General features: G+C 50.5%; 9 protein-coding genes, 1 tRNA gene and 1 pseudogene. 3 read left to right on the forward strand and 8 right to left on the reverse strand.

The genetic code is table 11. The features are described 5' to 3' along the window. Positions 1 to 26 precede the first annotated feature (26 nt). Positions 27 to 374, reverse strand: coding sequence for a DNA topoisomerase (locus tag METMA_RS26105; RefSeq protein WP_456297451.1), 348 nt, complete (start codon positions 372 to 374; stop codon positions 27 to 29). 51 nt (positions 375 to 425) lie between these two features. On the opposite strand from METMA_RS26105, the pseudogene METMA_RS28295 reads away from it, so the two are divergent. Then, a pseudogene (locus METMA_RS28295) lies at positions 426 to 647 on the forward strand (IS982 family transposase); the annotation flags it as partial. A gap of 381 nt (positions 648 to 1028) precedes the next feature. On the opposite strand, the gene METMA_RS0100500 reads toward METMA_RS28295, so the two are convergent. The 7 genes from METMA_RS0100500 to METMA_RS0100530 all read right to left on the reverse strand — a co-directional run bounded on the left by METMA_RS0100500 (position 1029) and on the right by METMA_RS0100530 (position 10198). Then, positions 1029 to 1119: transfer RNA gene (locus METMA_RS0100500), tRNA-Ser, on the reverse strand. 85 nt (positions 1120 to 1204) lie between these two features. Continuing rightward, complete coding sequence (locus METMA_RS0100505; protein WP_020157090.1) at positions 1205 to 4810, reverse strand: hydantoinase B/oxoprolinase family protein; 3606 nt, start codon at positions 4808 to 4810, stop codon at positions 1205 to 1207. Between the two features lie 18 nt (positions 4811 to 4828). Then, positions 4829 to 5560 (reverse strand): SAM hydrolase/SAM-dependent halogenase family protein, encoded by a 732-nt coding sequence (locus tag METMA_RS0100510; protein ID WP_020157091.1) that lies wholly within the window; start codon positions 5558 to 5560, stop codon positions 4829 to 4831. A 5-nt stretch (positions 5561 to 5565) separates the two neighbouring features. Then, on the reverse strand, positions 5566 to 6420 hold the full coding sequence (gene ttcA / locus METMA_RS0100515; RefSeq protein WP_020157092.1) for a tRNA 2-thiocytidine(32) synthetase TtcA: 855 nt from the start codon (positions 6418 to 6420) through the stop codon (positions 5566 to 5568). A 75-nt stretch (positions 6421 to 6495) separates the two neighbouring features. Further along, the gene (gene fabB, locus METMA_RS0100520; protein ID WP_020157093.1) at positions 6496 to 7716 is read right to left on the reverse strand and encodes a beta-ketoacyl-ACP synthase I; all 1221 of its coding nucleotides are present in this window, start codon (positions 7714 to 7716) and stop codon (positions 6496 to 6498) included. An 11-nt stretch (positions 7717 to 7727) separates the two neighbouring features. Next, positions 7728 to 8243, reverse strand: a complete 516-nt coding sequence (gene fabA, locus METMA_RS0100525; protein ID WP_020157094.1) for a 3-hydroxyacyl-[acyl-carrier-protein] dehydratase FabA — start codon at positions 8241 to 8243, stop codon at positions 7728 to 7730. 80 nt (positions 8244 to 8323) lie between these two features. Beyond that, positions 8324 to 10198, reverse strand: a complete 1875-nt coding sequence (locus METMA_RS0100530) for a transglycosylase SLT domain-containing protein (RefSeq protein WP_020157095.1) — start codon at positions 10196 to 10198, stop codon at positions 8324 to 8326. Positions 10199 to 10320: 122 nt separating this feature from the next. On the opposite strand from METMA_RS0100530, the gene METMA_RS0100535 reads away from it, so the two are divergent. Continuing rightward, complete coding sequence (locus METMA_RS0100535; RefSeq protein WP_020157096.1) at positions 10321 to 12123, forward strand: ABC transporter ATP-binding protein; 1803 nt, start codon at positions 10321 to 10323, stop codon at positions 12121 to 12123. 2 nt (positions 12124 to 12125) lie between these two features. Beyond that, on the forward strand, positions 12126 to 12962 hold the full coding sequence (locus METMA_RS0100540) for a PHP domain-containing protein (protein ID WP_027146917.1): 837 nt from the start codon (positions 12126 to 12128) through the stop codon (positions 12960 to 12962). Positions 12963 to 12996 lie beyond the last annotated feature (34 nt).

Raw genomic sequence — 12996 nt, forward strand, 5'->3', positions numbered from 1 at the left:
TTATCCCGTTAGCGGGAGGGTGACAACTATCCTGACACAGGGGGGTCAGTGAGGCTCGCCCTACCGCCCTTGTGCATCGTCGGGATGATTCCGTGGTGCGCGGTGATCTTCGAGTCGTCCCATGTGTTGGATTTGATGCTTGGATCGGCACTGTCCACTATCCCGCCCAGTTCGGGATTGACGTGTTTGATCGCTGCCAGCACATCGGCTGCGTCGGCATGTTGGGATTCCGGCAGATAGGCGCAATCCGTGCGTGGATAGGAAGTCAGTTTGTGGGTTTCATAAAGTGCCTGGCAGACGTTCAGCACATCTTCGGCACTGTAGCCGAATTTGTTGGACGCCAGGAGGGTAATGTCAGACAGCGCGAAAGCCAGCGGCTGGTCTGTTTCTTGGCTTCTTGCTTATACTCGGCAATGATGCCGGGCTTGCCAGTTCTGGCACCGGTTAAAAAACAAAAAGGGCAACGTTATCTGGAGCTTCAGGATCAATGACTGGCCACAGCCATTTCTCGTGTCCGGCAAACGATTGAAGCGTTATTTGCCTGGATTGAGGAAAAAACAGGCATGGAATGTGCCTGTGAAGTGCGTTCTTGCAATGGCCTGATGGTGCACGTCTTCGGCAAACTCGCAGCGGCTCTGTTTTTCTGGATTTTTTTTACGAACCAGCTCTTAATTCACATTAAAATATTGAGGAAACAAAGCGATGCAACTTTATTTGTTCAGTTTAGACGCTGAAGAGGAAGGTAAGCGTTAAATAATTTATTTGGAAGCATATGGTACATGCAATCCCACAAAATACGAGAATGGATAATATCAATCCTTTTGTGCCTAAATCAAAAAAGATTGATGCTCATCCGGGTAAACTATCCAACTTGCTATTTTAAATAGGCAGTTGCTGCGGAAAAATAAAGCGCGAAAACAGAAATTTATGAATTCTTATCCGGAATCCACAAGCACGCTAAGAAGTACGGTAGATATTGAATGCAAGTTAATTTTTTTAAAAAAAAACAATAACTTATAGTATTGAAATGGCGGAGAGACAGAGATTCGAACTCTGGGTGGGCTACAAACCCACGACGGTTTTCAAGACCGCTGCCTTAAACCACTCAGCCATCTCTCCGCGATCCGAGTATGATAACCGAACGAATTTTAAAAGCAACTTATTTATTGATTTTTTTACTCATATCCCATCTCATCAATGCTGATTAACCGTAACCGCCGCCGCCTGGAGTTTCAATTTGCACCGCATCGCCTGCTTGCACGTCAATTTGAGCACAGCCCGGAAGGTTTTCTTTCTCGCCATTTAGTCGCATCAGACTGTTTTGGCCGCATTTTCCGGGGGCGGCGCCGTTCACTGCGAACGTGGGCTTGATTCTATGGCTGGACAAGATACTGACGCTCATAGGCTCGTTAAATCTGATTCTTCGCCGCACGCCGTTGCCGCCTTTCTGCCTGCCGCTGCCGCCACTCCCCTGCCTGATCGAGAACTCTTCCAATAAGACCGGAAACCGCCACTCCAGAACTTCAGGATCGGTTATCCGGGAATTGGTCATATGCGTATGAACCGCATCGCAACCGTCGAAGTCAGCGCCCGCTCCTGCTCCGCCGCAGATGGTTTCATAGTATTGATATTGGGCATTACCGAAGGTCAGGTTGTTCATTGTGCCTTGCGAACCAGCCAATACGCCTAATGCCCCATACAAGGCATCGACGATATATTGCGAGGTTTCGACATTGCCCGCGACAACAGCCGCAGGATAATGCGGGTTTAACAGCGAGCCTTCCGGCACGATAATCTCCAATGGCTTCAAACAGCCGGCATTCAAAGGAATATCATCCTGCACCAACGTTCTGAATACATACAACACTGCGGCTTTGCAAACGGCCGCCGGTGCATTGAAGTTGCTGGCCAACTGCGCGGAAGTGCCGCTGAAATCGATTGTCGCCGTTCCTGCCTGCTGGTCTACAGTAACTGCAACGGCAATCTCGGAGCCGTCATCCATGCTGTACACAAACTGTCCGCCGGAAAGTGATTTCAGGACATGACGCACCGCCGCCTCGGCATTGTCCTGCACATGCTGCATGTAGGCCCGGACGGTAGCCAAAGAATAGCTCTCGACCATGTTCTTAAGTTCCAGCAACCCTTTATGATTGGCGGCAATCTGGGCTTGCAGGTCGGCGATATTCTGGTCCGGATTTCGTGCCGGGTATGCGCCCGAGAGCAGCCAGTTTCGAACCTGCTGCTCCTGAAAATGCCCGGCACTGACGATCCTCATGCCGTTACTGAGCACGCCTTCCGTTTCTATATAATGACTATCGGAAGGCATGGAACCGGGCGAAATGCCGCCGACATCGGCATGATGCCCGCGCGAGGCGACAAAAAACAATAATTCGCTCTCCTTGTAAACCGGCGTGACGACTGTGATATCCGGTAAGTGAGTGCCTCCATGATAAGGCGAATTCAATAAATAAACATCGCCTTCCCGCATGGACTCACGCTCCGCCAGCAGCAAGGCCTGAACGCTTTCCCCCATGGAGCCCAGATGCACGGGGATATGGGGCGCATTGGCGACCAGTTGCCCTTGTCCGTCAAAAATCGCACAGGAAAAATCCAGCCGCTCCCTAATGTTGACCGAGTGCGCGGTGTTTTGCAGCACGAAGCCCATTTGCTCGGCAATGGACATGAACAATTTATTGAATATCTCCAGCATCACCGGGTCCGGCATCGACGACACCTGGATATGTTGGCGGGCTTTCGTTTGCGCACGGGTTAAAATCAGCTCCTGCCGAGCGGTTATTTCACCCTGCCAACCCGGCTCGATAATGATAGTCGAGGTCGGCTCGACAAGAATGGCCGGTCCCGGAATCGGTCTGCCGGCTTGCAATTGCTCTCTACCGTAAACCGGCGTCCGGTGAAAAGCATTGTGCATGAATACGCGCGCAATCCGCAGCGGCCGGTCATGCGGATGGTTCGTATAAAACCGCTGATCTTCAGCCCGCTCGGTTACGCCGATAATTTCCACTGAGACCGCTTCGATCACCAATGGTTTATCTTGGTAAAGGAAACCGAATTGCTGCCGGTATTTGCTTTCAAACGCATTAAGCATGGATTCTTTACCGGAAAACTCGACCTGTAAGGCCGTGTCTGTCCCCTGATAACGCAGATGCAAGCGACCGATTGAGGTGATCCTAGCGGTATCGATATGTTGAGCCCGCATTTCCTGACGGCCTTGCTGTTCAAGGTCGGCCATGACCATCTGTAAGTCGGCCAGAGATGTTGTCTGCCACTGCAGCTCCAGCGCCTGCTCCTTCATCAGTCTGATATCGGCAAGCCCCATGCCGTAAGCCGATAATACGCCGGCCAAGGGGTGCAAAAGAACGCGCCGGATGCCGAGCCTGTCGGCGACCGCGCAGGCATGCTGGCCACTCGCGGCGCCATAACAGCATAAACTGTACAAGGAGACATCATGGCCTTTCTGTACCGATATTTTTTTAATCGCGGCCGCCATATTCTCAACGGCAACAGCCAGGAAACCTTCCGCGACCTGTTCCGGCGTTCTATGGCTTCCGGTTTCTGCATTGATCTGTTCCGCCAGTACGGTGAACAACTGCCTGACCCGGTGACGGTCCAATGGCAAATTGCCCTCCGGCCCGAAAACAGGGGGAAACAGCGGCAATTTTCCAAGCAGGATATTAGCATCGGTGACGGTCAGAGGCCCGCCGCGACGATAGCCTGCCGGCCCCGGATTGGCTCCGGCGGAATCGGGGCCTACGCGGTAGCGGCCCGTTTCGAAATGCAAGATGGAGCCGCCGCCGGCGGCAACGGTATGAATATGCATCATCGGCGCGCGCATTCTTACGCCCGCCACTTCCGTTTCAAAACTGCGTTCGTATTCGCCGGCATAATGGGCGACATCGGTGGATGTACCTCCCATATCAAAGGCGATGATCTTGTCTAAACCGGCCTTGGCCGATACGGCGACGGCGCCGACTATGCCGCCGGCAGGCCCCGATAAGATGCTGTCCTTGCCCTGAAAACTTACCGCATCGGTCAATCCTCCGTTTGACTGCATGAACAGCAACCGGACCGCACGCCGGCCGCCGCTGATCCCATTGATGCCGTCGGCCACTTGCTTGACATAACGCCTGAGCAAGGGCGACAGATAGGCATCCACGACTGTGGTATCGCCTCTGCCGACAATTTTCATCAAGGGACTGACCTGATGCGATACCGATATTTGCAGGAAGCCGATTTCTTCGGCCAATTCTTGCAAGATTTGTTCATGCAGGGGATAGCGCCAGGCATGCATCAGCACAATGGCGATGGCGCGAAAACCGGCATCATAGATAGCCTGCAACTGTTGTTTAGCCCGGTGTTTATCGAGCGATAACAGAATGTCGCCCCGTGCGCTAACCCGTTCATCGATTTCCGTGACGCTTTGATAGAGCAATTCCGGCAAGCGGATATTCAGGGCAAAAATATCGGGACGATTCTGATAACCGATGCGCAAACAATCCCTGAAACCGCGAGTAATGACTAAAGCAGTCGGCTCGCCCCGACGTTCCAGCAGGGCATTAGTCCCTACCGTCGTACCCATTTTTACCGACTCAATCATTTCGCCCGGCAATGCTTCATCCGGGATGCCCAATATTTCTCTAATCCCTTGCAAAGCGGCATCCTGGTAGCGTTCCGGATTCTCGGACAATAGCTTTCGGCTAACCAGCACGCCTTCTGGACTGCGCGCCACGATATCGGTAAAGGTCCCGCCCCGATCTATCCAGAATTGCCAGCGATTCGATGATTCGGCCATAAAGATAACGACAATGTCTTACAGAACGAAAGAAATGCCATCGCCCAGTTCAAGACCAAGCTGTTGCCGCGCACTGCCTTGATTAACAGCAATCTCAACCAAACCGTTGGCATTTTTATACCAGAAAGCCTGGTGCTCGGCGGCGGCGCTGAAAGTATTGGCCTGCGCCATGGCGATTCCGTTAATTGTCAGCCGTTTGCCCGCCAGATCTTCGTGGTAACGCAAGCCGGTCATGGCGTTGCCGTAATGATCAAAATAGATCACTTCCGGCAAATCTTCGGGCCAGGCCGCCAGATCATGCCTGGCAAACGGCTTCAATAAATCATCAGCGGTATTGCAGGCCAGTCTGGCCGCAACCGGCGCGAATAAATCCCGGCCATGAAAGCTCATCGAGCACTGCTCTGGCTTCCATATAATCTCCAACCACTGCGCCTGCCGGGATTGTACGGCGACGGTATTGAGCAATCCGTTATCGGGGCCGACAAAATACTGGCCGTCGGCGCGCAAAACAACTGCTTTACGCCCGCTGCCGACGCCGGGATCGATTACCGTCAAAAAAATACTGTCTTCGGGGAAACTGTGCCGCAACGCAGCCAGAAGATAAGAACTTGCGCGGGGATTGGCAACAGGCGCATTGCTGAGCAGATTAATAACCGGATGGGCCGGCGCCAATTGCCGCAATACCACTTCCATCTGCCCGGTATAAGGCCCGGACGGACCGAAATCGGTAAAAAGGACAATAATTGGCATAATCCTTATTGAGCCAACACCTCTAGACCGGCATTAAATGCAATAACCTGCTCCTCAAGGCTATCGCTCCGTTTCAGTCCGGCAAAATCGAACAGCTGCGTATCGGCCAATTGTGAAGGCGCCACATTCTGCAAACTGGTAAAGATGGTTTCCAGCCGCCCCGGGAACTGTTTATCCCAACTCTTCAGCATGACTTTCATGGCCTGCCTTTGCAGGTTTTCCTGAGAACCGCATAGATTGCAAGGAATGATCGGAAAGTCTTTAAACGCGGCAAACCGCTCGATATCTTTTTCCCGGCAATAAGCCAACGGCCTGATTACGATATTTTTTTTGTCGTCGCTGAGCAGTTTGGGCGGCATCGCCTTCAGCTTGCCGCCGTAGAAGATATTCAGGAAAAAAGTCTCGAGAATATCGTCACGATGATGCCCTAACGCTATTTTGGTTACGCCATTGGCTTCGGCATAGCCATATAAGGTGCCGCGCCTCAGTCTTGAGCAAAGCCCGCAGGTTGTATTGCCTTCGGGAATAACGCGCTTGACGACGCTATAGGTGTCTTTTTCGATAATATGATAGGGAACGCCTATTGATGCCAGGTATTCGGGCAAAACATGCTCTGGAAAACCGGGCTGTTTTTGATCCAGATTGACGGCAATCAACTCGAAATCGACAGGCGCCGTCTTCTGCAAATTCAGCAAGATATCCAGCAAGGTATAGGAATCCTTGCCCCCGGACAGGCACACCATGACCTTATCGCCGTTTTCGATCATGTTGTAATCGGCAATCGCATCGCCGACACAATGCCGCAGACGTTTTTGCAATTTATTGAATTGAGTTCTGGATTTTTTACTTGAATCTGACATGGTCAGAAGGCTGTTGACCTGATTTTAGGAATGGAAAGCGGGGTTCGCCAATGTCGAACCCCGGAATGAAACGCGTTATCCGTTATAACGCTGGAAGATTAATGTTGCGTTGGTTCCGCCAAAACCGAAACTGTTCGACATGATTGTGTTTAACGTAACATTATCCTGACGCTCGCGCACGATGGGAATGCCTTCCGCATTCGGGTCCAGCTGGGTAATGTTGGCTGAAGCGCTCAGGAAGTTTTCTTCCATCATCAGTAATGAGTAAATAGCCTCGTTAACGCCGGCGGCGCCTAATGCGTGCCCCGTCAACGACTTAGTTGAACTGACCGGCGGCACATCGCCGGCACCGAATACCGTGCGTAACGCTTCCAGCTCCCTGGTATCGCCAACCGGCGTACTGGTGCCATGCGCATTAATATAATCGATCGGGGCATGCACTGTCTCCATAGCCTGCTGCATGCAGCGCACCGCGCCCTCGCCGGAAGGCTGAACCATGTCGTAACCGTCGGAGGTCGCGCCGTAACCTATCAGCTCGGCATATATCTTGGCGCCGCGTGCCTTGGCGTGTTCCAACTCTTCAATGACCAAAACACCGCCGCCGCCCGAGATAACAAAACCATCCCGGGTTTCATCGTAAGGTCGTGAAGCCGTTGACGGAGTGTCGTTATATTTGGAGGACAAAGCGCCCATCGCATCAAACAAAACGGACATCGTCCAGTGAACTTCCTCTCCGCCGCCTGCAAACACGACATCCTGCTTGCCCATCTGGATCAATTCCATGGCATGGCCGATACAATGAGCGCTGGTCGCACAGGCGGAACTGATGGAGTAATTGACGCCCTTGATTTTAAAAGGTGTAGCCAGACAGGCCGTATTGGTGCTGGACATGGTGCGGGTCACCATATAGGGCCCTACCTTTTTGATACCTTTTTCACGTAAAATATCTGCCGCGTCCACAAGGTTTGAGGTAGAAGGTCCACCTGAACCCATCACCAGCCCGGTCCTGAAATTCGATACCTCTGACTCAGCCAGACCGGCATCATCAATAGCCTGCTGCATGGCAATATAGTTAAACGCAGCGCCATCCCCCATAAAACGTTTTATTTTACGGTCGATAAATTCGTCTTGATCTATATTGACAAGCCCATGAACATGGCTACGAAAACCCAGTTCCTTATAAATCTCGGCAAATACAATTCCAGAACGCCCTTCTTTTAGGGAACTGACAACCTCTTTTCGGTTATTCCCTATGCTGGAAACTATCCCTAAACCGGTTACCACAACTCTTTTCATTACTATAGCCCCTAGAAATCTTCTGTAGAAGTAAATAAACCAACCCTTAAATCGGTAGCTTCATATATTACTTTACCGTCAACTTCCATAGTGGCATCAGCGATCCCCATCACCAGCTTACGCATTATGACTCTTTTTAAATTGATCCGGTAAGTGACTTTTTTAGCGGTTGGTAAAACTTGCCCAGTAAATTTAACTTCACCGACCCCCAAAGCCCGTCCTTTACCTGGACCGCCCATCCAGCATAAATAGAACCCCACCAGTTGCCACATGGCATCCAAGCCCAAACAACCCGGCATCACTGGATCGCCTTGAAAATGACAAGCAAAAAACCATAAATCAGGAGTGATATCCAATTCAGCAATAATTTCGCCTTTCCCGTAAGCGCCGCCTTCATCCGATATATGGGTAATCCGGTCCATCATTAGCATATTTGGAAGAGGCAATTGCGCATTTTTCGGCCCGTATAGCTCCCCTCTACCGGACTTCAACAATTCTTCGCGCGTAAAACTATGCTGTTTCTCCATAATATTTATGTACCTAATTTAATTATTCTTACACCAAACGCCCATTATCTTACAGACACTAAAAAAAATCAGCTCAATTTTTAGCCGGGTAGCACATCCAGCATAAAATCTTTTATTCTGAGCGCCTTCCTATGCATGCGCTCCTGATAAATCATAATGTAAGAAAAAACGGCTGATACATATTTACGGGTTTCCTTAAACGGGATGGTTTCTATCCATATGTCCGCCGGCACGGTTTCATTGGGCAACCATTGCCCTACCCGCCCAGGCCCGGCATTATAAGCGGCGGTTGCCAGGGCGAAATGTCCGTTAAAACGATTGAGTAATTTCTTATAATAAAAAGTGCCGTATTTAACATTGATATCCGGATTAAACAGACTGGCTTCAGACTGCCATTTTTCATGGAGTTCCCGCGCAATTTGCTGGCCCGTTTTCGGCATGATTTGCATGAGCCCCCTGGCGCCGACCGGTGACTTGGCGTGACTGTCAAACACGCTCTCCTGGCGAATCAGGCCAAAAATTACCGCCGGGTCAAGATTATGTCTATACGCATTATTGCTGACCTCGTTTAAATAATTAACCGGAAATCGCAACCCCATATCATCCCAGTACTCAGACTTGGCTAATGTAAAAATGGCCACCTGATCCCATTGCCATTGCTGAGCCAATTTGGCCGCTGTCATCAGCCGCTCCTTGCTGAGTTTATTGACTGCAAACCACCATTGCCGACGCGCCTCCTGTTCCCGGTTAAAAAATCTGAGCTCACGGACCATCTTAAAATCATTTTCCTCGGCCAGTGCCGCCAGTTCCCTTTCCGCCACAAGAACAGGCTTGTCCGCTAAATAATAAGGCTTGTCGACAATATCCGCGGCTAGAAATCCATAAAACCCCCGATCCTGGGCGAGACTATTATAAATATTCCGCGCCTGCAGTATATCGCCATTCTCTGCCAGCGCTCGAGCCTGCCAGTACCGCCATCGCGGCTCCAGACGCTCCTGATCCGTCAAACCGGCCAACGCATCGGCAATATGACGCCAATTTTGTTCCAGTAAAGCGGCTCTGACTTTCCACTCCCTGACTACTGTGTCCGCATTAATCAGGCGATTCAGACGCTGATAAGCTCTTTTATCCTTTTTGAATGCCAGGGCCAGTGCAAGCCTTTTCTCGATCCGTTGGTCCGTTACCGTATCGATAGGAAAATGACGTTTCTTGCCATCCCAGATTTGGATTGCCGATTCCAGATCTGTTTTGGCCATTCTGTCGATGCCATGCGCGAATATCCGCCCACCTTGTTGGTCGGGGTTGATCCACACACTAGTATCCTTGATTAAGGCAGGGGTTTTATGAATCCGCAGCCAAACATCGGCAGCAGCCTGGTGTTTCTCACTTAATAAACCTTTTAAATATTCGGCGAGTCGGACATTATCCTTCTTTAATGCCAACTCAAGACGTTGCCAGATTAGATCCTGCGTAAACATAGGCGACGCAATCAACGCCGATATCAATGCATCACACTCTTCAGGCCGCGAATACCCTACCGTCCATAAGCGCTTTGCTTCATTCAATGCCGGTTGCTTATTGCCCGTTTGATATTGAGCCCAATAAAACTGACATTCCAGGGCGCTGTTGCCGGTAGCCCGATAATGTTGAAGAAATTCATACCAGCGTTCATTCCGAGCCAGAAAACTCAACCATTGCGATCTTAACAAGCTGCTATAACGCGTATCCTTATGCTCCGACAGAAACATCAAGACCCTGCTTGTCTCATGCAAGTTATTGTTTAACCATTGGTATTGTAGATACGAATACAGCGGATAGCCTGTTAACGACTGACTGATATTCAAAAATGCCTGGTCCTTTCTCTGGGCAATCAGTTTTTCCGCCTGTAGAAAATCAGTTCGTTGCCGCTCCAGCGTATTTCCTGACACGGCAGCCGGCAAAACAAACAGACACATTAACAACAAATTGCCACACCAGTATTTCTTATTCATATTTTTACAACGGTTTTTATTTATTTTCCTAAAGATGTTTCAGACCGATATAATGAAAAGTCCACAGAAAACATCCCAATTCTATCGTGCAAATAAAGTATCCCTCAAAGCAGGCCTCACAATCTTACGGCTGGGATTATATCTATCAAATCGTTTTAAAGCATAAAAAGCAGCTGATCCATGCGCATCTGATCGCAATTCTGGCGACAATCGCCAGCGTACCAGTCCCTTTGTTAATGCCGCTGCTGGTCGATGAGGTTTTGCTGAATAAGCCTGGTATAACCATTGAAATTATCAATTCGCTGGCCCCGGCTCAATGGCAAACACCTATTCTTTACATTGCGGTTGTGTTACTTGCCAGCTTGTTGCTGCGTATTATCGCAATCATTTTTAACATTATCCAGGCTCGTCAGTTCTCCTTCATCTCCAAGGACATCATCTTTCGTATCCGTAAAAACCTGATCGGGCGGCTACAAACGATTTCCATGTCCGAATATGAAAGCCTCGGGACCGGTACCGTGGTGACGCACCTGGTGACTGACCTTGATACGATCGACACGTTTATCGGCTCTACCGTCAGCAAGTTGCTGATAGCCGGCCTGACCATTATCGGCACCGCCGTCGTTTTATTATGGATGCACTGGCAACTGGGCTTGTTTATCTTATTGTTAAATCCAGTCGTGATTTATTTCACGCGCGTCATCGGCTCGCGCGTCAAGGATCTTAAAGCCAAGGAAAACTCAGCTTACGAAATCTTTCAGCAATCGTTAACCGAAACGCTGGAAGCGATTCATCAAATACGTGCCAGCAATCGCGAGAAGCATTACTGCCGGCAACTGATCGAATCCGCCCGATCGGTGAAGGATTACTCAACGACTTTTGCCTGGAAAAGCGATGCGGCCGGACGCATGAGCTTTCTGGTGTTTCTGTTCGGCTTCGATATTTTTCGGGCCAGCGCCATGCTCATGGTCTTTTATTCCGACCTCAGCATAGGCCAGATGCTCGCCGTGTTCGGTTACCTCTGGTTCATGATGGCGCCGGTTCAGGAGGTCCTGAACATTCAATATGCCTTTTATGCGGCCAAAGCGGCCTTAAGGCGCATCAACCGTCTGAATGAACTGAAGCAGGAACCCTATTATCCCCACCTGGAGAATCCTTTCCTGAACAAGAAAGCCGTTTCCATACGTGTCGACAATCTGCACTTCAGTTACGCCGAGGAGCCAATACTGAACGGCATCCATCTGGAAATCAAAGCCGGCGAGAAAGTTGCATTGGTCGGCGCCAGCGGCGGCGGCAAGTCCACGCTGATACAAACGATCATCGGTCTCTATCCGCCCAGCAGTGGCCAGATTTATTTTGACGATGTTGCCATTGACCGTATCGGTCTTGAAGTTGTTCGGGAAAATGTCGTGACCGTGCTGCAACAACCCATTCTGTTTAACGATACCATTCGCGCCAACCTCACGCTGGGCAGACCGGCCGCTGATGCCGAATTATGGAATGCATTGGCAATCGCGCAATTAAAAGACACGGTCGGCGCCCTGGAAAACGGATTGGATACGGTAGTCGGCCGTCATGGCATGAGACTTTCGGGCGGCCAGCGACAGCGCATGGCCATTGCCAGGATGGTAGTTGCCAAACCCAAAATCGTCATACTCGATGAAGCCACTTCCGCGCTGGACAGCGAAACGGAACACAAACTGCACCGGGCGCTTTCCGAGTTCCTGAAAGGTCGAACGACCATCATTATCGCGCACCGCCTGAGCGCCGTAAAACAAGCCGATCATGTCTATGTCTTTGAAGGCGGCAGAATTTGTGAGCAAGGTCGGCATGAAACTTTAATTAACCAAAAGGGTCTTTATGCCAAACTTTACGGAGACTATCAATAATCATGGCTGAAATATACGATTTGCACTGTCATTCAACAGCTTCCGACGGTGCATTATCGCCTACGGAATTAGTAACACGCGCACATGAGCAAGGCGTTACCTCAATGGCTTTAACCGATCATGATACAACGACCGGCCTCGCTGAGGCACGGACTGCCGCCACAGCAAAAGGCATCAGGCTGATACCCGGCATAGAACTTTCCGTCAGTTGGCATGATAAGTGTTTTCATATCGTCGGTCTGGGAATCAACCCCGATTACCCGCCCTTGGCTCAAGCCACACAAGACCTGCAAACCGTCCGGGTGGAACGTGCTGAAAAAATCGCTCATAAACTCGAGAAAAAACGCATTCCCGGCGCACTGGAGGCGGTCAAGCACGCAGCCGGGGATGGCATGATCACGCGCACGCATTTTGCCGATTTTCTACTGTCACAGCATCATGTATCCACTCAGCAGGAAGCGTTCGACCGTTATCTGGGCCAGGGCAAACCGGCTTATGTATCGACGTCGTGGGCCGAGATGAGCCTGGCAATCAAGTGGATTACCGAATCCGGCGGGGTTGCCGTTTTGGCTCATCCGCTGCGCTACAAACTGACAGCCAACTGGATGAAACGGCTGCTTACTGCTTTCAAGGAAGCAGGCGGGCAAGGCATTGAGGTTGTGACAAGCAGGATTAACGCCGATGAAATTAAGTTGATCGCTGGTTACGCTGCTAGTTTTGGTCTGGCCGGTTCAAAAGGCTCTGACTTTCACAATCCCGAAAATCAATGGGTTGAATTAGGCCGGCTGGCGCCCTTGCCTTCAGCCATCAAACCGGTATGGGAACTGCTGGAATTTTAGGCCAAGCACACATGTTGCATCTGACACCAATAGC

This window comes from Methylobacter marinus A45 (assembly GCF_000383855.1).
In the GTDB taxonomy this organism is placed as follows: Bacteria; Pseudomonadota; Gammaproteobacteria; order Methylococcales; family Methylomonadaceae; genus Methylobacter; species Methylobacter marinus.

What these genes read in the sequence shown, in the direction of transcription:
- METMA_RS0100505 (WP_020157090.1), bottom strand. Translation starts at nt 4,810, where the DNA reads ATGGCCGAATCATCGAATCGCTGGCAATTCTGGATAGATCGGGGCGGG.
- METMA_RS0100510 (WP_020157091.1), bottom strand. Translation starts at nt 5,560, where the DNA reads ATGCCAATTATTGTCCTTTTTACCGATTTCGGTCCGTCCGGGCCTTAT.
- ttcA (WP_020157092.1), bottom strand. Translation starts at nt 6,420, where the DNA reads ATGTCAGATTCAAGTAAAAAATCCAGAACTCAATTCAATAAATTGCAA.
- fabB (WP_020157093.1), bottom strand. Translation starts at nt 7,716, where the DNA reads ATGAAAAGAGTTGTGGTAACCGGTTTAGGGATAGTTTCCAGCATAGGG.
- fabA (WP_020157094.1), bottom strand. Translation starts at nt 8,243, where the DNA reads ATGGAGAAACAGCATAGTTTTACGCGCGAAGAATTGTTGAAGTCCGGT.
- METMA_RS0100530 (WP_020157095.1), bottom strand. Translation starts at nt 10,198, where the DNA reads ATGTGTCTGTTTGTTTTGCCGGCTGCCGTGTCAGGAAATACGCTGGAG.
- METMA_RS0100540 (WP_027146917.1), top strand. Translation starts at nt 12,126, where the DNA reads ATGGCTGAAATATACGATTTGCACTGTCATTCAACAGCTTCCGACGGT.